Annotated in this window: 22 protein-coding genes; 16 read left to right on the top strand and 6 right to left on the bottom strand. The window is 43.5% G+C overall.

Translation table 11 applies throughout. The features are described from left to right. Positions 1–53: 53 nt before the first annotated feature. The 4 genes from benA to IE130_RS04735 all read right to left on the bottom strand — a co-directional run bounded on the left by benA (position 54) and on the right by IE130_RS04735 (position 4,254). Entirely contained in the window at positions 54–1,433 is a 1,380-nt protein-coding gene (benA, locus tag IE130_RS04750; RefSeq protein ID WP_189582368.1) for a benzoate 1,2-dioxygenase large subunit, read from the bottom strand. A 131-nt stretch (positions 1,434–1,564) separates the two neighbouring features. Beyond that, positions 1,565–2,488: a catechol 1,2-dioxygenase gene (catA, locus tag IE130_RS04745; protein ID WP_189582365.1), complete on the bottom strand. Its 924-nt coding sequence runs from the start codon at positions 2,486–2,488 to the stop codon at positions 1,565–1,567. Positions 2,489–2,701: 213 nt separating this feature from the next. Continuing rightward, on the bottom strand, positions 2,702–2,992 hold the full coding sequence (gene catC, locus IE130_RS04740; RefSeq protein WP_179799432.1) for a muconolactone Delta-isomerase: 291 nt from the start codon (positions 2,990–2,992) through the stop codon (positions 2,702–2,704). Between the two features lie 89 nt (positions 2,993–3,081). After that, a complete protein-coding gene (locus IE130_RS04735; RefSeq protein ID WP_189582362.1) occupies positions 3,082–4,254 on the bottom strand; it encodes a muconate/chloromuconate family cycloisomerase in 1,173 nt (390 codons plus the stop codon). A 240-nt stretch (positions 4,255–4,494) separates the two neighbouring features. Here IE130_RS04735 and IE130_RS04730 point away from each other — a divergent pair, with 240 nt between their 5' ends. Then, positions 4,495–5,412 carry a LysR family transcriptional regulator gene (locus tag IE130_RS04730; RefSeq protein ID WP_189582359.1) on the top strand — a complete coding sequence of 306 codons (918 nt, stop codon included), beginning with the start codon at positions 4,495–4,497 and terminating at the stop codon, positions 5,410–5,412. A 270-nt stretch (positions 5,413–5,682) separates the two neighbouring features. Beyond that, positions 5,683–6,822: a M14 family metallopeptidase gene (locus tag IE130_RS04725; RefSeq protein WP_189582356.1), complete on the top strand. Its 1,140-nt coding sequence runs from the start codon at positions 5,683–5,685 to the stop codon at positions 6,820–6,822. 106 nt (positions 6,823–6,928) lie between these two features. Here the strand turns inward: IE130_RS04725 and IE130_RS04720 are convergent, their stop codons facing one another. Continuing rightward, positions 6,929–7,825: a LysR family transcriptional regulator gene (locus IE130_RS04720; protein WP_201574517.1), complete on the bottom strand. Its 897-nt coding sequence runs from the start codon at positions 7,823–7,825 to the stop codon at positions 6,929–6,931. Between the two features lie 189 nt (positions 7,826–8,014). Here IE130_RS04720 and IE130_RS04715 point away from each other — a divergent pair, with 189 nt between their 5' ends. From IE130_RS04715 to IE130_RS04650, 14 genes are all read left to right on the top strand, one after another. Beyond that, positions 8,015–8,404 carry a RidA family protein gene (locus tag IE130_RS04715; RefSeq protein ID WP_189582353.1) on the top strand — a complete coding sequence of 130 codons (390 nt, stop codon included), beginning with the start codon at positions 8,015–8,017 and terminating at the stop codon, positions 8,402–8,404. A gap of 42 nt (positions 8,405–8,446) precedes the next feature. Further along, positions 8,447–9,922, top strand: coding sequence for an aldehyde dehydrogenase family protein (locus tag IE130_RS04710; RefSeq protein WP_189582350.1), 1,476 nt, complete (start codon positions 8,447–8,449; stop codon positions 9,920–9,922). A 97-nt stretch (positions 9,923–10,019) separates the two neighbouring features. Next, entirely contained in the window at positions 10,020–11,009 is a 990-nt protein-coding gene (locus tag IE130_RS04705) for a membrane dipeptidase (protein WP_189582347.1), read from the top strand. A gap of 177 nt (positions 11,010–11,186) precedes the next feature. Beyond that, positions 11,187–12,875 (top strand): BCCT family transporter, encoded by a 1,689-nt coding sequence (locus IE130_RS04700; protein ID WP_189582344.1) that lies wholly within the window; start codon positions 11,187–11,189, stop codon positions 12,873–12,875. A 93-nt stretch (positions 12,876–12,968) separates the two neighbouring features. Beyond that, positions 12,969–14,696, top strand: a complete 1,728-nt coding sequence (locus tag IE130_RS04695) for a hypothetical protein (RefSeq protein ID WP_189582341.1) — start codon at positions 12,969–12,971, stop codon at positions 14,694–14,696. Continuing rightward, a complete protein-coding gene (locus tag IE130_RS04690; RefSeq protein ID WP_189582338.1) occupies positions 14,693–15,418 on the top strand; it encodes a DUF3726 domain-containing protein in 726 nt (241 codons plus the stop codon). The genes IE130_RS04695 and IE130_RS04690 overlap by 4 nt, the downstream gene beginning before the upstream one ends. Before the next feature lie 386 nt (positions 15,419–15,804). Then, positions 15,805–16,596, top strand: a complete 792-nt coding sequence (locus IE130_RS04685) for a putative hydro-lyase (RefSeq protein ID WP_189582334.1) — start codon at positions 15,805–15,807, stop codon at positions 16,594–16,596. 159 nt (positions 16,597–16,755) lie between these two features. Beyond that, complete coding sequence (accB, locus tag IE130_RS04680; RefSeq protein WP_189582331.1) at positions 16,756–17,250, top strand: acetyl-CoA carboxylase biotin carboxyl carrier protein; 495 nt, start codon at positions 16,756–16,758, stop codon at positions 17,248–17,250. 78 nt (positions 17,251–17,328) lie between these two features. After that, entirely contained in the window at positions 17,329–18,675 is a 1,347-nt protein-coding gene (gene accC, locus IE130_RS04675; RefSeq protein WP_189582329.1) for an acetyl-CoA carboxylase biotin carboxylase subunit, read from the top strand. A 204-nt stretch (positions 18,676–18,879) separates the two neighbouring features. Next, positions 18,880–19,533 (top strand): 5-oxoprolinase subunit PxpB, encoded by a 654-nt coding sequence (pxpB, locus tag IE130_RS04670; protein WP_189582326.1) that lies wholly within the window; start codon positions 18,880–18,882, stop codon positions 19,531–19,533. A gap of 52 nt (positions 19,534–19,585) precedes the next feature. Next, positions 19,586–20,509, top strand: coding sequence for a 5-oxoprolinase subunit C family protein (locus IE130_RS04665; RefSeq protein WP_189582323.1), 924 nt, complete (start codon positions 19,586–19,588; stop codon positions 20,507–20,509). Then, positions 20,499–21,236, top strand: a complete 738-nt coding sequence (gene pxpA, locus IE130_RS04660; RefSeq protein WP_189582320.1) for a 5-oxoprolinase subunit PxpA — start codon at positions 20,499–20,501, stop codon at positions 21,234–21,236. The genes IE130_RS04665 and pxpA overlap by 11 nt, the downstream gene beginning before the upstream one ends. Before the next feature lie 226 nt (positions 21,237–21,462). Beyond that, entirely contained in the window at positions 21,463–22,650 is a 1,188-nt protein-coding gene (locus tag IE130_RS04655) for an NRAMP family divalent metal transporter (RefSeq protein ID WP_110923445.1), read from the top strand. A gap of 23 nt (positions 22,651–22,673) precedes the next feature. After that, a complete protein-coding gene (locus tag IE130_RS04650; protein WP_189582317.1) occupies positions 22,674–23,102 on the top strand; it encodes an acetyl-CoA carboxylase biotin carboxyl carrier protein in 429 nt (142 codons plus the stop codon). A gap of 289 nt (positions 23,103–23,391) precedes the next feature. Here the strand turns inward: IE130_RS04650 and IE130_RS04645 are convergent, their stop codons facing one another. Continuing rightward, entirely contained in the window at positions 23,392–25,263 is a 1,872-nt protein-coding gene (locus tag IE130_RS04645; protein ID WP_189582314.1) for a hypothetical protein, read from the bottom strand. Positions 25,264–26,030: the final 767 nt, after the last annotated feature.

Below are 26,030 nucleotides of genomic sequence, written 5' to 3'. Positions count from 1 at the left end.
TTTGTTCGTCCTGCAATAACTAGCAAGTTACTGGTCTAAGTAGGTAGCTAATATTAGCCTGCGCCATGTAGCTGCTGTTCTTGCTCTAGGGCTTTTTTCATCTCTTCATGCCAATATCGATGTTGCACGGTATACAATCCTTCATCTTCAGTCTTAGCTCCGCTTAACAAAGGCTTCAGGTCGATGGCTTTTGCACCTTCGTCAGCGCCTTCTATCCAGTGCTCGGAACCACGACACATGTCGTTCCATTCGAGCTTAATGCCGTTATAGCCTTGCTGGCATGAGCGGAATTCTTCTAAGTCATCTGGTGTTGCCATACCAGTTACGTTAAAGAAGTCTTCGTACTGACGGATACGACGAGTACGTGCTTCATCGCTTTCGCCTTTCGGTGCGATACACCAGATAGTGACTTCAGTTTTATCAACGGCTATTGGACGCAGCATACGGATTTGCGAGCTAAATTGATCCATGATATAGACGTTTGGATATAAGCATAAGTTACGAGAGCGTCCAATCATCCAGTCGGCCATTGCTTCACCATACTGGGCAACATAGTCATCGCGATACGCAAAATTAGGACGATCCTGCGGGTTTTCCCATTGAGTCCAGAGTAGTAAATGACCGTTCTCAAAAGAATAGAATCCGCCACCTTGACGACCCCATTTACCAGCGTTCATGGCTTTAATATTGTCTTCTTTTTTTGCTTCTTGCTCTTTGCGACGTGCTGTTGTCGCAGCATAGTTCCAATGGACAGCTGAAACATGGTAGCCATCAGCACCATTTTCAGCTTGTAGCTTCCAGTTACCATCAAAGGTATAGGTTGAGGTGCCGCGTAGTACTTCTAGGCCTTCTGGTGATTGATTGACAATCATGTCAAGAATTTTGGTTGAGCCGCCAAGCCAGTCTTCAATCGGTTCGACATCATCTTTAAGACTAGCAAACAAGAAGCCTTTGTAATTGGCAAGTTTGACTTGCTTTAGGTCATGAGAGCCGTCTTTATTAAAAGCGTCAGGGTAACCTGCGCCGCGTGGATCTTTAACTTTAAGTAGCTTGCCAGAGTTGTTATAAGTCCAACCGTGAAAGGGGCACGTATAAGTTGCCTTATTGCCTTTCTTATGACGGCATAATTGAGCGCCTCGATGAGAGCAGGCATTGATCATACAATGTAGTTCACCTTCTTTATTACGAGCAACGATGACCGGCTGGCGGCCGATATATGTTGTATAGTAGTCGTTGTTATCAGGGATTTGAGTCTCATGAGCCAGATAAACCCAATTGCTTTCAAAGATATGTTTCATTTCAAGCTCAAACAACTCTTCATTGGTAAAAGCACTGCGATGTAGACGATAAATCCCTTTTTCTGCATTTTCTTCTAAAAAATCATCGATAGCGATATCTGATCCTTCAGGTATTAGATTAATACGCTCGCTCATGGCTGTCTTCCTTGTAAATAACGGTGTTAAACGATGTTGGGGTATGACGCTTGATACGCCAACTGCATGCATATCAAGCGAAAATCTATAATATTTAGTAGTTGCTAACAGTAGCTAGGGATATTCAACAACTAAGCTTGCGCACGACGGCGTTCAACTTCACTGCCTTGTACTGGCTTATCGATGTCTTTTACTAAGTGAAAGTCAAAGTCGATACTGGCATAAGGCTTGTCCAGACCGTGCTCTTTTAACTTGTCAGCATCTTCTACCATATTTACTTTAGGGACTAATCCTTCACGACTAGCAAAGGCAAAGTCATCCCATAGGTACTCATCACCATCGATGTTAATTTGGGTCGTCAATTTGCGATGACTGTCAGCACTCGCGAAGAAGTGAATGTGTGCTGGACGATGACCATGACGTCCTAGTGCGCCCAATACCTTTTGCGTCATACCTTCTGGCGGCACTGAATAACCTAATGGGACGATACTGCGGAAAGCATAAAGTCCGTTTTTATCAGTGATAATGCTACGACGTAGGTTAAAGTGAGACTGCGACTCATCAAAGAAAGAGTAGTTACCTAAGCTGTTGGCATGCCAGACTTCTACTTTTGCATTTGATAAAGGCTTGTCATCTTCGCCATAAACGCATCCTTGCATGAATAAAACGGTACCATTCTCAATATCAGTGCCATCATCTAAACGCGCAAAGCCTTTTTCTTCTGGCGCACCAGCGACATATAGTGGGCCCTCGATAGTACGTACAGTGCCACCGTCAAGACCCGCCGCTTTTAAGTCTTCTTCAATCATTAAATCCATAAAGTGATCAAAACCAAGACCAGGGGAGAGTAATCCTGCCTCTTTGCCTAAATCTCCAATGAACTCAACCCCAGACCAGTATTCATCGGCCGTGATTTTCAAATCATTGATGGTTTGCATGAGGTCGGTTACGATACGTAAGACAATGGCTTGTATACGTGGGTTAACTTGTTCAGGAAAGTCAATTTTACCTTTGATGAACTGAGTGGCTAATGCTTCAATTTGGCTGCGTTCCATGTCTCTCTCCTTGTTGAGGACTATTTAAAAGGTAGTTATATCGAGTACTCTTACTCAAACTTTATTCACTCATTGCTTATTTTTGGCAACAGGTGTCCGTTGGTCTGGTATAGACCAATAATTGTTAAAAAATAGATTAAGGCGATTTTGGGGTGCTATTATTTGATTAACATCAACTGTATTAATGAAATCTAGTAATAGCGTTATAAGGCACTAACTATCATCATCGCGAATAGAAGAAGGATGACGAAGTAGAGGGGTGACTTCGACTTTCATATAAGGGTAAAGTGGTAGCGACATCATAATGTCGTGTAGTTCTTCATTACTTTCGACATCGAAAATACTAAAGTTAGAATACTCTCCCGCTAAGCGCCAAATATGACGCCACTTACCTTGTTCCTGCAGTTTGTGTGATAGCGCTTTTTCAGCTTGCTTAAGTTCATTAACTTGATCAGCATTCATATCTGTCGGTAACAACACATCCATTCTGACGTGATATAACATAATTATGTCCTTATATTTTATGGTTAGTCATATGGCTGATATTTGGTCTATATCAGCATTTATTTTACGGAGCTTTTGGCAGAGCACTATCAGACCCCAGTGTGAGAGTCGCTTACGTAAGTTCCTAACGATATAGGATTTGAGGATGATAAATTTGCTTGTCTGGCATAGTGATAGACTTTGTCATTATCTACTTCTATACCTAGACCAGCGCCAGTTGGAATAGTTAAACCAAAATTTTGATAATCAAGCGGCTGAGCTAGGATATCCTCTATTAATAGCAACGGACCAAACAGCTCCGTGTCAAAGTTCAGACTAGGATAAGTAGAGAACACATGCGCTGATGCAGCAGTACCAATGGGTCCTTCTAGCATCGTCCCGCCATAAAGCTCGATACCCGCTAGATGTGCCATTTGTCCAATGAGACAGGCAGCCTTCAATCCGCCGGCTTGATTGATTTTTACAGCAAAGACATCGGCACAGTGATCCGCTGCCAATTGAAACGCATTATATGGATCTTGCACGACTTCATCAGCCATAATAGCCACGTCGAAGTGTTCAGCTAAACGCTTTAACGCTGATTTATTACGCATCGATACTGGTTGCTCGATCAAATCAACGCCGCCGTCCTGCAACAGACTAATACCTTTCATAGCTTCAAGCTCTGTCCATGCTTGATTAACATCAACGGTGATGCGGCAATCGGGTAAAGCTTGTTTAATAGCTAACACATGGGCGACATCATCAAGGATAGGGTTGCTGCCTATTTTTAATTTGAAAATCCGATGTCTTCTTTTCTCAATCATTTGATGAGCTTCGGCGATGTCGGTATCAGTATTTCCGCTAGCAAGTGTCCATGCCACTTCGATACAATCACGGACGCGACCACCAATCAGCTCGCTGATAGGTAGGTTGAGTCTTTTGCCTTCGATGTCTAGTAGAGCAGTTTCAATCGCGCATTTTGCAAAACGATTGCCGCTGATGTGGGTGCTCAATAGCTGCATTGCTTTTGCTGTGCTTGTAGGCTTCTCTTTCATCAAGAGAGGGGTAAAGTAAGTATCGATATTGGTTTTGATACTATGAGGACTTTCTTCAGCATAACTTAAACCGCCAATCGTCGTTGCTTCGCCCCAACCTTCGTAGCCATCTTCGGTTTGGATATGTACTAGAACCAATACCTGTTCATTCATTACGGTACAAGCCAATTTATGCGCTCGAATAGTAGGTATTGGTACTAGTAAAGTATTAATTGAACGAATCATATCTGTCCTTAGTATAAAATTTTGGCTTCCTTATGCTTAATAAGAACTATAGGTGCTAAGTATTGATATGTCTAAGACCTATTTAGTCTTATTTTGATACCTTTTAGGTATTTTGTTGAAAGGTATATAACATGTTATGTTCTTTAGGTATGAATATTCTGTATATGAAGTAGATTGTAGAGAAGAAGGAAATAGAACGAATTAGGATAGAAACGATAGATAGTCAATCAAGGAAGAATAATGGAACTCAGGCATTTACGCTATTTCGTAGCCGTGGCAGAAGAAAAAAGCTTTAACAAGGCAGCTGCTCGTTTGTATATCTCGCAGCCACCACTTAGCCGGCAGATAAAACAATTAGAAGAAGAAATTGGCGTTACGCTTATCGATAGGGAGAACCGTCCCTTGAAATTGACTGAGGCTGGCGAGTTCTTTTATGATCACGCGATTCAAATTTTAAAAAAATCAGACGACCTACGTACCATGACTATCCGTAAGGGAAATTTTGATAATTCGCTTTCGATAGGCTTTGTGTCGTCTATATTGTATGGCATATTACCGAGAGTGATAGCGCGTTTTAGAGAGGTTCATCCGAATATTGAGATTAAACTGTATGAGTTGAATTCTTGGCAGCAAACGCAGGCATTGACAGAGGGCAAGATAGATGTAGGTTTTGGCAGATTGTTATTTGAGGATGCTTCTATTAGGCGAATGGTGCTTAGAGAGGAAGACTTAGTAGTTGCTGTTCCTATTGAGCATCCTTTATCAAAAGAAAAATGCAAAAGTTTGAGCCTTATTGATTTAACGAATGAAAATTTATTACTCTATCCAACAGCACCGAGGCCAAGTTTTATCGATTACGTATTGGACTTATTTGAAACTCGCAACTTGAAAGCGAACTATTTTATAGAAGTGCGTGAGTTGCATATTGCCTTAGGGTTGGTAGCAGCAGGAGAAGGGTTGACTATCGTACCAAAGACACTTGAGCACTTACGCGGTCAAGAGATAACCTATATACCATTTGAAGAGGGGATACTAACTTCGCCAATTGTGATGAGTATCAGGCATTTCGATAAGTCCGAACTATTAGAAACGCTATTAGATGTCACTTATCAAATTTATGATGAAGAAAGCTTTATTTATAAGCGTGAATATATTTAGAGGATTTGAAAAAACAAAGATAGACAAGTTTAATTAAGAGCTTTGGGTGTTGAAAGTTCTTGCTTGATAGCTATACAGTATTGATAAGTAGGGGTTGGGGCAATGATAAACTTTAAAAGGTATGCGTAAAAACTTGGTCAGCCAATGACTTGAAAAGAAATTTACTATGACCAAGTAAATGCATATCTACCATTTTTCTTATATTTCACCATATGTTTTAAAACACAACTATTTTAAAACACAACTATAAAAAACAATTAAGGAGCGATTATGCATATCACAGCGAATTTTGACGCAGGAAATATTGACGTTATCAATGCAGAAGACAAAAACGATATTCAATTAGCCATTCGTCCAGACGTTGGTGAAGCGTTTTTTCAGTGGTTTAACTTTCGTCTGTCCGGTCAGATAGGCGAGCAGTACGTTCTCAATATTATGAATGCAGGGGAGGCATCTTACCTTGAAGGGTGGGAAAATTACCAAGCAGTTGCGTCTTATGACCGTCAGGAATGGTTCCGTTTGCCAACCTCTTATACAGATGGCAAATTAACCATCGTGGCAGAGCTAGAATGCGAAACCATTCAAATTGCTTATTTTGCGCCCTACAGCTATGAGCGTCACCAAGATTTATTGGCGGCAGTACAAACGCATCCATTGGTAACGTTAGAGCATTTAGGCGAAACACTTGATAAGCGCGACTTGACGCTAGTTAAAATTGGTGATGGTGACAGTAATAGTGATGTGAATAAGCGCAATATATGGATTACCGCTCGTCAGCACCCTGGTGAAACGATGACTGAATGGTTGGTCGAGGGTTTATTGTACAGCTTGTTAGACAGTGATAATGCGACAGGCAAACAGTTACTAGACAAAGCAAACTTCTACATCGTTCCTAATATGAATCCCGACGGTAGCGTGCGCGGACACCTGCGTACTAACGCGGTAGGAACCAATTTAAACCGTGAATGGGAAAGCCCAAGCTTAGAGAAAAGCCCTGAAGTATTTCATGTGATTAATAAAATGAAAGAAACCGGCGTGGATCTATTTTATGATGTGCATGGCGATGAAGCATTGCCGTACGTATTCCTTGCTGGCTCTCAAGGGACGCCAAGTTATAGTGACCGTCTCGCCCAGCTACGCAATAGATTTTCAGACGTATTAAAACTAGCCAGTGCCGATTTTCAGTCCGAAGTTGGCTATAAAATTGATGCACCGAGTGCTGCCAATATGACCGTTGCAACCAACTGGGTGGCAGAACGTTTTGATTGCCTTGCTAATACATTAGAGATGCCATTTAAAGATAATAATAATCTGCCTGACGAAGAGATGGGTTGGTCACCAGAGCGTTCTATAAAATTAGGGGAAGCATCACTAATTGCAATTCTAGCTATCGTCGATGATTTACGGTAGGTAGTGATTCAGATGGATTATTTGGTAACCTCTGCTAAGTATAATTAGCCTTTATCCGTCCAAATATAAGTAATAAATAGGAGGGAGAAAATAATAGATAACCCAATTACAGTAAATAGTGCTCTTGAACATACGCAACACAGAGATCATAAAAAGCTTGAGCTGGGGGAGAGATAGATTTATTAGCGAGTTTAAAAATTCCGATCTGTCGGTTTAAAGAAGGGTCAATTAAATCTATCCAAACCAGCTCGGGTTCATTAGCAGGAAAGGCAAGCTTAGGTAACGTGGTGATACCCAGATCATTACGCAATAAAGAAAACAGCGATGTGATGTTTTCTACCGTATATCTTGCTCTGCGATTGAGCGCCTCGGCTGGTGTGTTTTCGAGCAATCTGCAAGTACCGTTATAAATAAATGGCTGCGACATAAGTTGCTGCCATGTTAGCCTTAGCCCTTGGGACTGATTTAACTCGTTGTTCAGTTCATTGCTTTTAAGACAGACTACTCCAATCGGGTCTGATATGAGTAGGGTGAAATCTATATTCGTTTGATCAATACTGGTGCAATTGCCCAATGCCAAATCTATCTCACCGGCTAACAATCGATTGGCCACACCAACAGAATTGTCATCTATCAATACAATCTCTATATCAGGATACTTTTTTGAATATTCGACCAGTACGCTCGGTAGTAGCTTGGTCACTAGCGACGGCACGCTTGCAATCCTAATTTTACCTTTATCACCAGCTGCGGATGCTTTTAAGTCATCTTCTAGCGCTTGATAAACGGTAAGGAATTGCTCCATTTTTGGTAAGCAGGTTTCACCAAATGGCGTCAATATGGCTTTGTTTCCCACTTCAAATAAACGCTGACCCAAGGTTTTTTCTAATTCTTTTATTGAGGCTGACAAAGCAGCTTGCGAACGGTTGGCGCGATCAGCCGCCGCACGAAACCCTCCTTCTTCCACGACAAATAAAAAATGACGCAATTGCTGTAGCTTCATATTCAGACCATCCAAGACTATTTTTCAATAACTTATCTTAAATGATAGATTAAATCTATCAAAACTCAAATTTAATTAGTTAGATTTATCGTTATGAATTGAGTAGGATGAGTCATATAGCAATTGGCAGTGATTAAATAAATCTCAGATCGCTTACTGCTGAAACCACTTATCAAAGGACATGACAATATGACGACTCACTCAAACAAACAGGCCGTTAAAACCTCGCTTTATGCGTCTAAAGCACCTTTGGAGTGGGCCATCACTAATAACGGAACATTGTACACTGCGCAGATTCCTATCGATGAAAATGGTGATGTGGTTGCAGGTGGTATCGAAGCGCAAACTCGCCAAACGCTAGACAATCTTAAGCACACATTAGAATGTGCCAATGTTGGCATGGATTCGGTATTACAGGTCATGATTTATGTGACCGATCGCGACTATCTAAAAACCGTCAATCAAGTCTATGCTGAATACTTTGAAGCACCCTATCCAAATCGGGCAGCGCTCGTGATAGCAGGACTGGCTCGTGAAGAGATGCTGGTTGAGCTGGTTGTATATGCCGCTGTGCCTTAATTCTAATATTCCATTTTTTAATACTTTATCAAGGAAGATCTTATGTCAGCTCACACCGCCCAACAGATATTGCAGCAAGACCCAACCAAATCACTTTATATTAACGGTGAATGGCAGGCGGGCGTAAATACCGTTGCCAATATTAACCCATCTGATATCACTGAAACTATCGGTGAGTTCGCCCAAGCGAGTAGCGATCAAGTCAAAGATGCCATTGCAGCGGCGCGTCAAGCCCAGCCAAAGTGGGAAGCGACTCCTTTAGAAAAAAAGCAGTCTATCCTACAAGCGATTGGCGATGAAATGATTGCTCGCTGTGATGAGCTAGGTACGCTGTTGTCTCTTGAAGAAGGTAAGCCGTTTGCGGAAGGTCGCGGCGAGATTTACCGCGCAGGTCAGTTCTTCCATTACTATGCCGCTGAAGTGCTGCGTCAAATCGGTGACAACGCTGATTCAGTGCGTCCTGGTGTTAAGGTCGAAGTCACTCGTGAAGCAGTCGGTGTGGTTGCCATTATCTCACCTTGGAACTTCCCAACCGCCACCGCTGTGTGGAAAATCGCACCAGCGCTAGCCTTTGGTAACACTGTCATTTGGAAGCCTGCAAATTTAACGCCTGCCAGTGCGGTCGCGTTGGCTGAAATTATTCATCGTCAAGGTATGCCAGAAGGTACGTTTAACCTGCTATTGGGTGGCGGCTCGTCAGTCGGTGATGCGCTCATTAATTCTACAGATATCGATGCGGTTAGCTTTACAGGTTCTGTACCAACAGGTCGCAAGGTCGCTGCTGCAACGGCACCAAACTTTATTCGTTGTCAGCTTGAGATGGGCAGCAAAAACGCCTTGGTTATCGCTGACGATGCTGATCTGCAAGTCGCTATCGATGCGGCAGTGGCTGGTGCGTTTGGTGGTTCGGGACAAAAATGTACCGCTTCGTCACGCCTCATCGTAATGGACAGTATTCATGATGCCTTTGTCGAAGGTGTGGTCGCAAAAATGAAAACCTTAAAAGTCGGCCATGCGCTTGATGCAGGTATCTTTATGGGTCCTGTTGTCGATGACAAGCAGCTGGCATCAAACATGGACTGGATCGAAAAGGCCAAACAGTCTGGTGCAAATTTAGCCTTTGGTGGTGAGCGTTTAGAGATGCCGCATGACGGCTACTATATGTCGCCGACGTTATTTACCGAGACGGACAACAGCTGGGATATCAACCAAGAAGAGGTGTTTGCTCCGCTGGCTTGTGTCATGCGTGTCAAGGATTTGGACGAAGCGATTGCCATGACCAATGACACGCGTTTTGGTCTGACGGGCGGTATCATTACCCAAAGCTTACGCAGCAGTGCGATGTTCAAAGAGCAAGTACAAGCTGGCTGTGTCATGGTCAATCTAGCAACTGCAGGTACTGATTATCACGTGCCATTTGGTGGTCGTAAACAGTCAAGCTTTGGCCCGCGCGAGCAAGGTCAATATGCCAAAGAGTTCTATACCATCGTCAAGACCGCTTATCAAAAAGCGTATTAGAAACCTTTTTGACAAGCATGTTAGCCGCTATCGACGCGGCAGGGTGTAAACACGCACTTAATAGCGGTCACTTATAAAAGTATTAAATGGAGTTGATATGTACCAAGACCATATCGTTATTGACGGATTACAGTATAGCCATTGGGATCGCGACTACTTCAAGATGCTACAAGCTAGTGGCATCAATGCGGTACACGCCACCTTGGTCTATCACGAAGACGCTCGCCAAACCACAACTCGCTTTGCTGAATGGCATGCACGCTTTGAGCAAAACTCAGATCTTATCTTGCCTGTGTACTCAGTAGCTGATATCAAGATGGCCAAAGAGCAAGGCAAAGTTGGCATCTTCTTTGGCGCGCAGAACTGTTCACTAATTGATGATGAAATTGGTTTGATTAGCGTGATGCGCCGCTTAGGTTTATTGATTATGCAACTGACTTACAACAACCAGAGCTTACTGGCGACGGGTTGTTATGAGCAGAATGACAGCGGTATTACCCGTTTTGGTCAGCAAGCCATCGCTGAGATGAATCGTGTCGGTATGATTATCGATATGTCACACAGCGCTGAGCGCTCAACGCTTGAGGCGATAGAAGTGTCATCGCGTCCGATATGTATCAGCCATGCCAATCCCGCCACGGCTCATGAGGCCCTGCGTAATAAATCGGACACCGTCATCAGTGCCTTGACCCAAGCAGGCGGGTTGTTAGGGTTTAGTTTATATCCATTCCATTTGCCAAATGGTAGTGACTGTACGCTTGATGATTTCTGTACCATGATTGCCAATTGCGCTGATAAGTATGGCGTAGAGCATTTAGCGATTGGCAGTGATTTATGTCTTAATCAACCACAAGCTGTACTTGAGTGGATGCGTAATGGACGTTGGTCAAAAGCGATGGACTATGGCGAAGGCAATGCCAGTAATTCAGGTTGGCCAGATACTTTGCCATGGTTCGCTGGCAAAGACGGTATGGAAAATATCTATAACGGTCTGCTCAAACATGGCTTTAATGAAAGTGATGCTGGAAAAGTCATCGGTCAAAACTGGTTTGATTTCCTTGGAAATGGCATAAAGCCTTTAGTCTAGCCAATTATTTTTAAAGTATTACTATTAATGAATGGGCGATCGACATTGCTATAAGACGACATGCGTTTTATAGCATAAAACCTTTTGAAGTAGACGGTGTAGCGAGATTGTTTAGATACATCATTATTGCTATGCACCTGATTTAAATAACGAAACGTTAGAATATGGAGCCACATCATGGCCGATTTAAAGGGATTTAATCAAGATGAGCAAGGACGCTCAGCGCCTGTTAATCAAGGAGCAAATGACACCAAAGCCGCCGCTATTTCTACCGATACATTAGGTCTCAAAAATCCAGCATTTTGGTACAGCGGTGGTTTCATTGTAGCTTTTGTCTTGATGGCAATCTTTGCAGAAGCGCGCTTAGCAAAAATAGTCGAAGTGGGCTTCTCGTGGTCCGTCAAAATATTTGGGCCTTTTTGGCAAATATTGCTACTAGCGACCTTTGTTATTGCTTTGGCTGTCGGTGCTGGTCGTACAGGTCGCGTGATACTGGGTAATTTACCTGTACCTGAGATAGACAGTTTTAAGTGGATGGCCATTCTTTTCTGCACACTACTGGCCGGTGGTGGGGTTTTTTGGGCTGCCGCCGAGCCAATCGCGCATTTCGTGTCAGCACCTCCTTTATACGGTGAGTCAGCCGACCTACAGCAACGCGCTTTTAATGCTTTGTCTCAATCATTTATGCATTGGGGGTTTTTGGCGTGGGCGATTGTAGGCAGTTTAACCGCGATTGTGATCATGCATTTGCATTATGACAAAGGCTTACCGTTGAAGCCTCGTACCTTACTCTATCCTATGTTTGGTGAGCGCGTACTCACAGGCCACACGGGCGCAATCATTGATGCTTGCTGTATTGTAGCGGTTGCTGCGGGCACGATCGGTCCTATTGGTTTCTTGGGCTTGCAGACCAGCTATGCACTCAATGAGTTATTCGGTATTCCCGATACGTTCACCACTCAGCTAATCATTATTGTCTTCGCCATCATACTCTATACGTTGTCTGCGATCAGTGGACTGACTCGTGGTATGCAGCTGCTCAGTCGCTTCAACGTCATCTTGGCTTTTGCACTGATGGTCTTTATCTTAATATTTGGTCCGACCAATTTTATTGTCAACGGCTACATTCAGGGTGTCGGCACTATGATTGACAACTTTGTCCCGATGGCGACGTTTCGTGGTGATGAAGGTTGGTTGAGTTGGTGGACGGTATTCTTTTGGGGTTGGTTTTTAGGTTATGGTCCGATGATGGCGATATTTATCGCTCGCATCTCACGTGGTCGCACTATTCGTCAATTGATTACCACCGTCTGTATCATTGCGCCGCTTGTCACCTGCTTTTGGTTCACTGTCGTTGGGGGCTCTGGCTTAGCATTCGAGATTGCCAACCCTGGTAGTGTCAGTAGTGCATTTGAAGGATTCAACTTACCTGGTGCGCTATTGGCCGTGACGCAGCAACTCCCATTTCCTTTGATTACCTCGATATTGTTCTTAATTTTAACCACAGTGTTTATCGTTACCACGGGCGATTCGATGACTTATACCATCAGTGTGGTCATCAGTGGCGAGCGTGAACCAAACGCCATGATTCGAACCTTTTGGGGCATCATGATGGGGGTGACGGCGATTGTTTTAATTTCGCTTGGCTCAGGTGGCGTGACAGCATTGCAGTCCTTTATCGTTATTACTGCCGTGCCAGTCTCTTTTGTATTACTGCCTTCATTATGGAATGGGCCACAGATTGCTCAGAAAATGGCACGAGAGCAGGACTTGTATCGTCCTAATCAGGTAGAGGTGAGACACAAAATCAGTGAAGCCGAAAACGCTCAAACGTCTAAAGAAAACATGACGCAAAAAACTGATTAAGGTTCTAGATCACCAAACGGTAAATAATAGACATCCTCATTGAGATTATTAACAAAGCTGCTGGCTCAGTATATTAGGTAAGGTAGTGACATTATGAATATGGTTTATGCAAATGATAAAAGTATCGACGTAAAGCCGCCTTTACTTAGTACAAGTTTCCGTACTCGTGATGTGATTATGGATGCCCAAAGACTGGGCGCGATGCATCAAACCCGCGTTAGCTTTGTGCGTACGTTATTGCGTAAGATTGATAGAGAAAAATGGACGCTCAGCACTCATTTGTGGGATTTGGATGAGAACGGCTATGGCAAGGTTATCTATCGTCTACATACCCCAGAGCATCTGTATCATCTGGTGGTGTTTTGCAATGAGCTGGCTGATGACGAGCGTAACGATAGGGTGATTGCCCAAAAATGGGATGTCACCTTTGGGCTGGTATTTGGTGAAATAAGCGAAGAATTACTGAATAATCTACAAGCCAACGTACCGCTACAAGAAGCCGGTCGTAACTCCAACATGATGATGGTGCTGGCACGAGCAAACAAGAGCGTGCGGGTCTTTGATCATATTGTCAGCTCACTTGCGGCTGGCAAGCAGCCTGAGATTGATGTACTCGCACAAGTCGGCTACATCCTGCGTACCACGGCGGTCTATGGCAATGGTAAGTTCGGTATTTATGATTTTAAGCCGTTAGATCATAGCGAGGACTTTAATCAGTCGTTTCGAGCGCAGATGTGTGCTGTGTACCTGCTACGTGAATTCAGCCTTGATTGGGTCGATTATTTGGCACAGAAAAAAGGTGGCAGCAACGCAGTCAAGCTGCATCCAGAAATCAAGCGTTATTTGGGCATTGGTAATGCCACCGGTCTGGGTATGGCGCCTTATTTAATCAATCATCCATGCGTCGTTGACCAATGGCTGACCACCCGTGAAGAGGCATTACAGGCGACACTGGTTTGCCATATTGAGCCTAAAGAAACCGCACATTTTGCCAGTCTAATCAAACGTGCTATTCAGCATTTTAACGAGATTGTCACTATTAATGAGCAGCAAGTCAAACGTAATGAAACGGTTGTTAGCGAATTAATTATTTTACAAAACAACTTGATGACAACTATTAATAATAATGCGACATGGGCGGATTTTTTACAGGCACATGACCATTTGAGCTTTGAAAGCCAAGAAGTCATTATTTCTTGCTTAATAGAGCTGTATCCTGAACGTGTCGATGCGCTGCTCGAAAGCGTCAATGCTGATGAAGCCTTATCGTTACCAAAAGGCAAAGTCATTCAGGATCTAATTGACGTCTTAGAGCAGCATTATCGCTGGGCCATTGATATTGACTTTACTCAGCCTGAGAATAGCCATTGGTTTTGGTATCGTTCCATCGATAAGGAAGAGCCACGTATGGGTATACGTGGTCAGGAGCCGGGTGCTGATCGTGAGCTGTCCTTGGATATCGCTCGCCAAGCCAATCATTTATATTTGGCTTTAAAACAAGCCAATTCGAAGCAGCTAATATCCGAGTTCATCTTGAATAAGCCCAAATATCGCTCAATTGCGCGCCGCGTCTGGACGATGGGGCATAAGCAGCTGGGTGATATTCAGATGAATGTCTTACACAAAGACGCGTTACCCATGCATCTATTACGGTGTAAATTATCGATGTTTGGGGCAACCAAGTTCGATCCCAGATCTGATCGCTGGGTCAGGATTACTTTGTTTCAAGGCGCGCCATTATTTGCAGAAGTAGGTAGTGATGAATGGTTGTTTCCTTTACTGCCTGATGTATCAATAGAGCAAGGAGGCTCTGACTTATGATGGTATCGCACAATGAAATCGTCACGATGGTATACAAAGCCTTTACTGGGCTGCACCGAGAGGTGGGGGAAGCTGATGTGATAGCCACTATGGTCGCCGAACTACAGATGGCAGGCTTGGATGGTATCAAACATTTTAATAATGCCACTCCTTATATCTTGACCGAGATTGATACGCCAATCGATATCGTCCATCAGGAAGAAGGTGCTATCCGTTTAGATCTGCATGGTAGTAGCTTAGCCTGTCACTTGCCGACCATCATTGACTATGCGCTTGAAAAAATGGGCGACTCAGCGCATTTTTATATTTATTTGCAGAACTGTCATAATCGCTGGTTGGCTTATAGCGAGTTGGTGGGACTGGCTGCCAAAGGCTTTGCTTGCTTGGCCAAATGGGACAATGGCTCTGTGCCTAAACATACATTGTTTACGTTAAATAAAGACTTTGTCTATCCTGATTTATACTTTTTTGATAAGGCACAGTCCAACTATAATACCAATGATATGGTCATTGAAATTGCCACGCAAAACTTTGATATCGAATCAGACATCCAGCATTTCGATCGTAAAATATCGACAGATGAATTGTTTGAAACCCATCAGCGCGCATGGAAAGAAGGCATCTATGTCGATGATGCGCAGTGGGAAACACTCAAAAAAACAGCCGCTGCCATATTGGTAGAAAACAGCGAGGAATCAAGTAAAGGCGCGGGAGGCGTATAAAGAATAAAAACATTTATTTTAGGTTATATGAGTAGCAACTGTTAAACATATTCGACGCGAGCAGTCAGATATTATTTAATTGACATACACCACGGCTAAATTCTGCAAAATGGTACCAATACTTCTACCAACGTTTGAACCTCTTTTCGGTCTGACTCATAGTTTCATTTATATAACTAACCCCTCCTTGTCTATCCTCATTTATGTATCGTATGCGTTTATTTGCAACGCTTACGTCTTGTCATTTTAAAAATGTTCTGCTAGGTTACATAACGATAATATAGTTATCTATATATAAAATACTGTTACAAAGTGCCAACTTCATACAGTTTTTATTAGATGATTTTTTATCTGCCAGAAATGTCAAAACGTAAGAGGTTGTAATCATGTTAGATTTAGCAAATATGACGCCACAAGAGGTCAGAGCATTAATTGGTAAGAACGAAATCAACAAGCCAACTTCTGGCATGTGCAAAGGTCACATACAAGCAAACCTAGTCATAGTACCCAAGAAATTGGCCTATGATTTTTTATTGTTTGCACAAAGAAACCCAAAATCTTGTCCTATTTTAGACGTAACAGATGTTGGTAGTTCGGAACCACGGCTGATGGCGAAGGGCGCAGACTTAAAGTCTGATGTCCCAAAGTATCGAATATACGAGTTTGGCGAGCTAGTAGCTGAGGTGTCAGATCTAACAGACTATTGGAGAGAGGACTTGGTCTGCTTTCTTTTAGGATGTAGCTTTTCCTTTGAGTCTGCCATGCTCAATGCGTTTATTCCTGTCAGACACATCGAAGACAATCACAATGTGCCGATGTATATCACGAATATAGAAACTGAGCCTGCAGGACAGTTTTATGGAAAAATGGTGGTCAGCATGCGACCGATACCTTATCCATTAATCACCAGAGCCGTACAAGCCACCTCTCGGTTTCCGCAAGTACATGGCGCGCCTATTCATATTGGAGACCCTAGTGTCATCGGTATAACAGATATCCATTCTCCCGATTTTGGTGATGCATCACTCATAAAGGAAGGTGAAGTGCCTGTGTTTTGGGCTTGTGGTGTGACGCCTCAAAGCATCGCAATGACCAGCAAACCTGAACTGATGATAACGCACGCGCCGGGGCATATGTTTATCTGCGACCCAAAAGATGAAGACTTGGCAGTTCTGTAATGTTGGGTGACAACGCTATTTTAAAACGCCATTTTAAAATGTAATGGCATCCAATCTTGTTTATCCACAAAGCTCTTAGTAAATAAAAATGTATCGCATCGCACAAATTTTTTATAAAAAACAATTATTCACTTTTACTCTAATGGAATAGCTAAGAATATGAATATTAACTTTACAGATCTAGAAAAGCTGATCAAAATCGCAGAAAGCGCTGACATACAATCATTAGAGGTGATCGATGGTGATGCACGCATCTCTATCATTTGTCAGGCTAATGGCAATACCCCTCACTCAAAAACTACTCATTCAGAACCACACACATCAACCTCCCACAATAACACTCCTAATAATACCAGTGCAGACAATAGCTCTATTGATGAAGCGGTGACGACAGAGGTCACTGATTCATCTTCATCTCAAGTATTGGCGCCTATGCTCGGCACTTTCTATCTTCGCTCTGAGCCGACCGCTGAGGCGTTCTTTAAGGAGGGCGATCAGGTAGTAGCAGGGCAGACCCTATGTATCATTGAAGCCATGAAAATGATGCATGAAGTGAAAGCAGAAGCTGACGGTACGATTCAAGAGATTCTGATTGAGGAAGGTGATGTCGTAGAATATGCACAGCCTTTATTTATTATAGCGCCAGACAGTTAAAGTCAATCAATAGCTACTCAATATTGTATAGACGCTGCACAAACACTGTATTTGACACTATATTTTAAGGGAATAAATATGTTCACAAAAATCTTAATTGCCAATCGTGGCGAGATTGCTCTACGTATTATCCGAGCTTGTAAGCAGTTGGGTATTAAATCCGTCATTGCGCATTCTGAATCAGACAAGGACTCATTGCCCGTACGCCTAGCCGATGAAAAAATCTGTATCGGGCCTGCCAATGCCACACACAGCTACCTTAATCAAAGAGCGCTGGTTTCTGCTGCAAAAATCACCAATGCACAAGCCATCCATCCAGGCTATGGCTTTTTGTCTGAAAACGCAGACTTTGCTGCCTTGATTGAAGACTCAGGTCTCACGTTTATTGGCCCAACGGCTGACAATATCAGAAATATGGGTGACAAGGTTGAAGCCAAAAAACAAATGACAATGGCTGGCGTGCCCTGTGTGCCTGGTTCTGATGGCGCATTGCCTGCTGATTCAGAGCAAGTTATCAAGATTGCCAGTGACGTTGGCTATCCAGTCATTATCAAAGCGGCAAGCGGCGGTGGCGGGCGTGGAATGCGCGTGGTCGAAAAAGAAGCCGACTTACTCTCTGCGATTTCTATGACGCAAACAGAAGCCAAAGCCAATTTTGGTAGCGCCATTGTTTATCTTGAAAAATACTTACAAGCCCCTCGTCATATCGAAGTGCAGGTCATGTCCGATACTCACGGCAATGCGATTTATTTAGGCGAGCGTGATTGCTCTATGCAGCGTCGTCATCAAAAAGTCATTGAAGAAGCGCCAGCACCTGGTATCACCGAAGAGCAGCGTCAGAAAATCGGTCAAGCCTGTGTCACAGCTTGCGAGCAAATGCAGTATAGAGGCGCAGGCACGTTTGAGTTTTTATATGAAAACGGCGAGTTCTTCTTTATCGAGATAAATACTCGTGTGCAAGTTGAGCACACCATCACTGAGATGGTGACGGGCGTCGATATTGTGCAAGAACAGATCAGAGTGGCTGCAGGGCTTCCATTGGCATACAAGCAAAGTGATATCGCCATTACCGGACACGCTTTTGAGTGCCGTATCAATGCCGAAAACGCGCAGACATTTTTGCCAAATGCTGGGCGCATAGACTACTGCCACATGCCAGCAGGGTTTGGTATCAGAGTGGATAGCCATGCTGAGTCGAACTACACTGTGCCGCCATCTTATGACAGCTTGATTGCCAAGATATGTGTACAAGATCGTTCAAGAGAAAAAGCGATAGAAAAAATGCGTGCGGCTCTATCGGAAGCGCAAATTACGGGCATTGATACCAATATTGGTCTGCATCAACGACTGTTTGAAGATGAGGTGTTTTGTGAAGGTCAAATGAGCATTCATTATCTGGAACAGTGGATACAAGATAATATATAAATCAGTTCTTGCCCGCAAAAGCGAAAACCAAATCTGACATTAGCGTCAGAAGCGTCAGAATCAAGATATAGTCGGTTCAATATAATTTGGATACCAGGAAGGCGAGTGAAAGTACTACAAGTCGTAGACTAAGCGAGCCTGACACCGTATCCAATTTATAGAGGATTTGACTATAGCAGATAAAAAATAATGGAGTACGTGCTAATGGAACTACAATGGCAACTATGCAGTGAAACCAATCTAGCGTTGTTTTTTCCTAAACCGATCACCTTAGAAAAACAACAAAAATGCTGGGCTTTATCAGACAGTATCCAGAAAATGCCAGAAGTCATCGAAGTGGTGATTGGTATGAATACGCTCAGTGTATTCATCGTGCCATTAACGTGGGCTGAGCTTACTACCTTTAAAGATAGGCTGTCAGATCTGCTCAATGATATCCCTTCAAAAACCATCCAAGGCAAGCACGTCGAGATACCAGTGCAGTACGGCGGTAAGTATGGCCCCGATCTAGCGGCCATGGCGAATGACCTAAACCTCTCGGTTGAAGCGGTTGTCGATCTACATACTAAAGCCACTTATACCGTTTACTTTATCGGTTTTCAGCCAGGATTTCCTTATCTTGGCGGCTTGTCTGAGTCGCTGTATTTCCCAAGGCATGCCATCCCTAGAACTCAAGTGCCGGCAGGCTCAGTGGGTATAGGCGGCGAGCAGACAGGGGTGTACCCTTTTGAGTCTCCAGGCGGTTGGCAGTTACTCGGCCAGACGGATACTGCTTTATTTGATTTAACCAAGACCTCTCCGACGTTACTTAACGCAGGCGATACTTTGACATTTAAAGCGATTGATATTCATCAATAAGCGATAAATAAAAGATGCATGAATCAAAAAGACAAAAAAACAGGTGGTATCAATGAAAGTTTTAACCGCAAGTGCCCTTGCCAGTATTCAAGATTCGGGACGACTGGGTTACCGAAGCATGGGTGTGGGTAGAAATGGCGTGATGGACAGCTGGGCGCTACAAGCCGGCAATGCTTTGATGAAAAACGAAGCCAATGAACCCGCTATTGAAATAGCGCTCGGTGAGCTAACCATACAATTTGAAGAAAGCGTCAGTTTTTGCTTAACAGGTGCTTTATACGAGGCCTATTTAGATGACAAACGTGTTCCTTGCTATTGGCGTATCAATGCAACAGCTGGGCAAACGCTCAAACTTTTGCGCCCGCTACAAGGCATGTATAGCTATTTATGTGTGCATGGCGGCTTTGATATCGAGCCAGTATTGCAGTCAGTTAGCACCAATCTCAAAGCAGGATTTGGCGGATTTGAAGGCAGATATTTAAAAGTCGATGACAGCTTAACGGTAAAATCCGAATCAAACCTGCCTGTCATTGGGGTGGCTCGACTTTCACCAACCGATGTCATTAGAGTTATAAAAAGCAGTGAGTATGATTGCTTCACTGAGTCGTCTCAACAAGCTTTTGAAAATCAGCCTTGGAAACTACAAAGCAGTAGCAACCGTATGGGTTACCGCTTAGAGGGAGCTACAGCGCTTGAGTTTAGTAAGCCAGTAGAAATGAGCTCACATGGCGTTGATATCGGTATGATTCAGGTGCCACCACAAGGACAACCGATTGTCCTAATGGCAGACGGGCAAACGACGGGGGGCTACCCCAAAATCGCAACCGTGATTCAAGCAGACATAGGTCTGATGGCACAGATTAGATTTGGCAAAGCCTGTCAGTTCGTCGTTGTGTCGTTAGAGCAGGCATTGCGTGAACAACAAAAAAGACAACATTACATCGATCAAATAAAGGAGTATGCCAATGAAAATTGATTTAAATGCTGATGTGGCTGAAGGCTGCGGGCAAGACGATAAGTTATTGACGATAGTCAGCTCAGCGAATGTCTGCTGCGGCTTGCACGCTGGGTCTTATAGCGAGATGCTAGCCACGTTGCAATTGGCAAAAGTAAACAACGTAAGCGTAGGCGCGCACCCTGGTCTAAACGATAGAGAAAACTTTGGTCGTATTCATCAGCCGTTAAGTGAAGCCGACTATCGTGCTTTATTGGTGTATCAGCTGGGCGCAACCAAAGCACTTTGTGACTTAGTCGGCGTGACTTTGGACTATGTAAAACCGCATGGTGCGTTGTACAACCAAGCGGCCATTGATGAAAATTTAGCAGACATTTTGGTCAGTGAAATCAAACGATTTGATCCAAGCCTAAAGGTCATGGGTCTGTCTGGTGGTTATCTGGTTAAGGCAGCCAAAAAACAGGGTCTAGAGGCGATATCAGAAGTGTTTGCCGATAGGAACTATGAAAAAGACGGCTCATTGGTCTCTCGTAGCAAAGACAACGCCCTGATAACCGACACAGACGATGCGGTTAAGCATGTGTTGCAAATGATTACTGAAGGGACAGTCACCAGTGTCTGCGGTCAAACCGTACCTGTAGAGGCGCAAAGTATCTGCCTACATGGGGATGGTGAGCACGCTATTTTATTCGCGCAAGAAATAAAGAAACAACTAGAGCTCAAAGGTATCACTATATCTGCCCACTAAATATCCGCACGCTAGGGCATGTCCTCAATTCAATCGATGGTCATCTAAATGGGTTAAAAATGGCTAAATCTTGCCAAACAGCGTCAAATAGCTGACTAATATCTCGATATTATCTGCGCTACTTTTCTTGTTTGACTGCAGTTTATCTCATTTTTACCACCATTTTTAAAATGAGGACACGCCCTAATCATTTGATTAAATAATCCCATATAGCACAAGGATGTTTATGAGCACTATAAAAAAACATAATACCGCCATTTTAGGCGCTGCCTTCCTGATGGCTACATCAGCAGTAGGGCCAGGGTTTTTGACCCAAACGGCCACATTCACCGAAAGCCTAATGGCAAGTTTCGGTTTTGTTATCTTAATATCTATTGTTATGGACATCGGCGTCCAGCTTAACGTTTGGCGCGTAGTCGCGGTCTCCAAAAAACGTGCACAGGAAATCGCCAACTTGGTGTTTCCTGGTGTCGGTTACTTGCTCGCGTTCTTAATCATTGCGGGTGGTCTGGCTTTTAATATTGGTAATATTGGCGGTGCCGGACTTGGCATGCAGTCCATGTTCAACATGTCACCCATTACAGGCGCCCTGATCAGTGGTGTGATTGCCGTCGCCATATTTTTAGGCCGAGAAACTGGGCCTATGATGGATAAGTTCGCTCAATTAATGGGCTTTATCCTGATTGTATTGGTCATTTATGTGGTCTTTAAATCTGATCCGCCATTAGCAGAAGCCGTCAGCAAAACCATCATGCCTGACAAAATTGATGCAGTCGCTATCGTAACGCTAGTCGGCGGTACGGTTGGTGGTTATATTACCTTTTCAGGTGCGCATCGCTTATTAGAAGCAGGCGTGAGCGGAGAAGAGAATTTAAAATCAGTGACCAGAAGCTCGGTCTCTGGTATTTTGATTGCCTCTGTTATTCGCGTATTTTTATTCCTTGCCGTATTAGGCGTGGTATCTCAAGGCTTTGCATTGGATCCCGCCAACCCAGCCATGTCGCCGTTTCAGTACATTTTAGGAAATGCGGGTAAAGTTATTTTTGGTATGGTGATTTGGGCGGCTTCTGTGACCTCGGTTATTGGTGCTGCTTATACCTCTGTATCTTTTATGACCAATTTCCATCCATTCATTGAAAAGCACAAACGCTACTTCATTATTGGTTTCATCGTGATCTCGACAATGGTGTTTGCCACTATCGGTAAACCGGCCCAAGTACTGGTATTGGTCGGTACGCTAAATGGTTTGGTATTACCTATCGCCATGGTCATCATCCTGATTGCCGCCTACAGAAAAAACATCGTTGGCAATTATAAGCATCCTATTTGGATTGCGGTATTTGGTTGGTTAATCGCCATCGTGATGAGTATCCTAAGTGTCATGACCATTGCTAAATATCTGGGCATGAGTTAAAAAATTAAGAGAAGGAATGTATTATGGATATAGAGCAAATAGCACGTGTGGTCAAACTGGTTGAAAGCAGTCAGCTGCACGAAGTCACGATTGCAGACAACGGGCAATCTATTACGGTGGTTAATAATCTAGGTGCGCAGAATAATGTTAGCGCTAATCCTATAGAGGCCACGCCTACTCATGAGCCTGAACAGACTGGTAGTGATGTCTTGCAAGTAGGTGCCACTTATGTAGGGCAGGTCTACTTAAGTGAAGACGATGCAACAGACGATCTAGTCAAAGAAGGCGACCACATTCAAAAAGGTCAGACCATTTGCTTCATTGATGAGTTGACTCGTTTGCAGCCAGTGATTAGTAATAAAGAAGGTGTGGTCACGGCAGTTTTGGTTGAAAATGGTCAGAACGTTGAATACGGACAGCCTATTTTAGACCTATCGGGCGTTCCTATTTAGACAGGTAGGCATTTAATATTCGTATAGGTGGTATTACCTAAGGCGGTTTCGATAGCTGACATTGATTTTTTATTGACCTATGATGTCATGCTGTCTCTTTTTTACATTGACCTGACTATAGCCTTTAGACTGGAGTTTTGACTCTGTTAGTTACCCTGCTATCACAAAGAGAATTTAAGCTATAACTATTTTGGTAGCAAAAACAGCTTTTGTTAAGCGAGCTTGAACCACAGAAAGAACAATAGAAAGGCCACTCAAAGGTGGCCTTTCTATTGTTGCAGTGAATCAATTACTGAGCATTGCGTTTGATAAACGCGAGCAACGGATCAATCACATTGTTGTTGGCATCGTCGTCAGCGGAAAGTATATCGTTATGTGCATAGCCTTCACTCATATATACTTCAAAGCCACCTTCTGACCCACCATAAGTTGGAAATGCGCTTAAATCTGCCGCGCCAGACAACATTCTTGGTGTCCCATTACACGTCATTGTGACACAAGGCGCGATTGCATTGGCAAAGCTACGCCAGAGCCCCGATACAGGTGTCAGACCGTTAGTACCACCAAAACCAATCACCGGCACATCAATCTTACGGGCTTGAGTTTGATTGACAATATCTGATCGGCCCCGTCCACCTTGGGCTATTGGTAATGATAATCTACTGGTATCGAGCCCTAAATTTGCACCACCTGCCGCCGCGTTGTTAGCAAGTAGCAAACCAGTACTAGGATAATACCAATCACTGTAGTTAGTACCACCGACAAAGAACGATGGTGCGATGCGCTTCAGATTGGTTGGCTCTGCCTCAACACCCCAAATCAAAGACTGATTCGATAGCATGGTCGGCGCAGGCCCATTGTCAACAAAGACTGAACTTGGCAAGGGCTGATCGTTATCTAACCATGTGAACACGCCATCAGCATTTGAATTGCCAATGATACCCATTGATAGTTGAATGAATGCTGGTGTGAGGATATTATCATCATCCTGAAAAGTACCTACAGCAGCGCCAGCGGTCACTGGCACAGGACGATCGACAAGGCCTTCTACCTGCTGATAGACACTATTTGTTTTGCCATTGCGATCTGCACCGAAACCTTGTTGTAGTATATTCTGGGTGCCATTAATCGTATCCTCAAATACCATTTGCATACCCAATACTTCAGTCGATGCCACTAGCCGCGGACTTAGGCCTGGTAAAGCAATATATGAGCTTATTCGACCTGCTTGCGCTGCTGCATAAAGTCCACCATCAGCAGCAGCTTCCACAGCATCTAACTGGGTATCAGAAGGAGGCTCACCTGCTAGCGCGCCACCTGAACCTTCCAGTAGTACCAGTCCTCGCAGCTTAGCGTAACCGGGCTCTTCAGCACCCATACCACTAAAATTAAAATCAGTCGCCGCATAACGTGCTACAAATCCCGTACCAGCAGAATGACCTGCTAAAAAGACGTTGCCACTACGCGCCGCTTCTCGTGCCAACTCGACCACCACATTAATATCTTGTGAATGAACTTGAGGCGTCCAATTCACCATAAAAGGAACGTCATTTTGCTCATAAAATTCAGCACGACGATTCAACTCAGGACTCAGATCTAGATCCAGCTCACCACCAAAAAGAGAGTCTAAAGCGATCTTAACATCTCTATTTTTTTCAGCAATATCCAGACCAGCTGTGTCCTCAAGTAATGTAGAGCGACGATCAAAACCCCATACCTCGACTGTCATTCCAGCAGCCTTCGCCTTTATCATAAGGTTTTCAGCCAGCCGGAAATAATTGTGCGCTGAGCCTAGTGTGCCGGGTACGGCAACTAGAATAGCGTCGGGCTGTTGATTGTCTTGATCAGCGAGTGCGTAACGAGTGTAGCGCGCTTGGTTGAGATCAGCGTTTGCACCTAAATGAGTGATGAGTTTGTGATTAGTGACGACTACGCCTGCCGTACCAGGGGTTTGTGCTGCTTTGGCAGGACTCGATACAGTTGTGGTCGATACACACATATCATTTACTTGAATAGCATTAAGTACCGAGGAACAAGGCTCAATTACCGAAGGTGTGCTAGTAATATTATTGTCATCATCAGAAAAACATCCTGTCAAAGCAATGCTAGCTGCAAAAATAGCAGCCGCATGAACGGCCATCGAAAGCTTATTCAGTCGCATTTAAATCTCCATTTCCGGCTAGACCGGCAACATTTCCGTATGTAGGATTTTTTATATCACATAATTATTACATTGTGTTAAATTTAAGTAATAAATAAAAAAATAACAGGTATAAAGAACGCTAGATTATGAGTCATAACTCACTGAATATTAAGTAATTTTACTCTTAAAACAGTAAAGCCATTTGCGCTAATTTTACAGCTAATGCCTGCTATCAAGTTTTATAAACAAACAATGACGTTTTAGTTATGCGCCCTGACGATGACAATCAAACTACATTTTTTTTGGCGATTTATGGCCTAAACTTTTTTAAATTCTATTTCCATGGCGCGCACAGCCCTGCGGATGGCACTCGACCAAAGCAGTATTTTGCTTATTCTCACTTATATAGTCAGAGCACTTTTAAACCGCTATGGTGTTACCCGTCCTAGATGTACTCAATGTACTATCTGCGGTCGGTCGCCTTGTAGTGATTCTAAAATTCCTTGACTATAGAATAATACGCCATAAAAAAGACAGCCTAGGCTGTCTTTTTTATGGCGTAATTTATTAGCGTAAGGCGAGGCGATATTGCCATCTCAAACTGAGTGAGAATAGCGAATATTTTAACGGTATTGAGCAAAAAAACCATTTGCCATTTGACCTGCCACATCCTCAGCCTATGTTTTGTCTGAAATAATGGCCGCTAAATATGGCTTACGCATTCAGGTATCAAAGAGGCGTACATTTAAATCAAAGGTGTGCTGATTTATTTTCACAGATAACAT

This window comes from Psychrobacter glaciei (assembly GCF_014652895.1).
In the GTDB taxonomy this organism is placed as follows: domain Bacteria; phylum Pseudomonadota; class Gammaproteobacteria; order Pseudomonadales; family Moraxellaceae; genus Psychrobacter; species Psychrobacter glaciei.
Note: the sequence above shows the minus strand (reverse complement) of the source record. Positions and strands in the feature narration are given on the sequence as shown.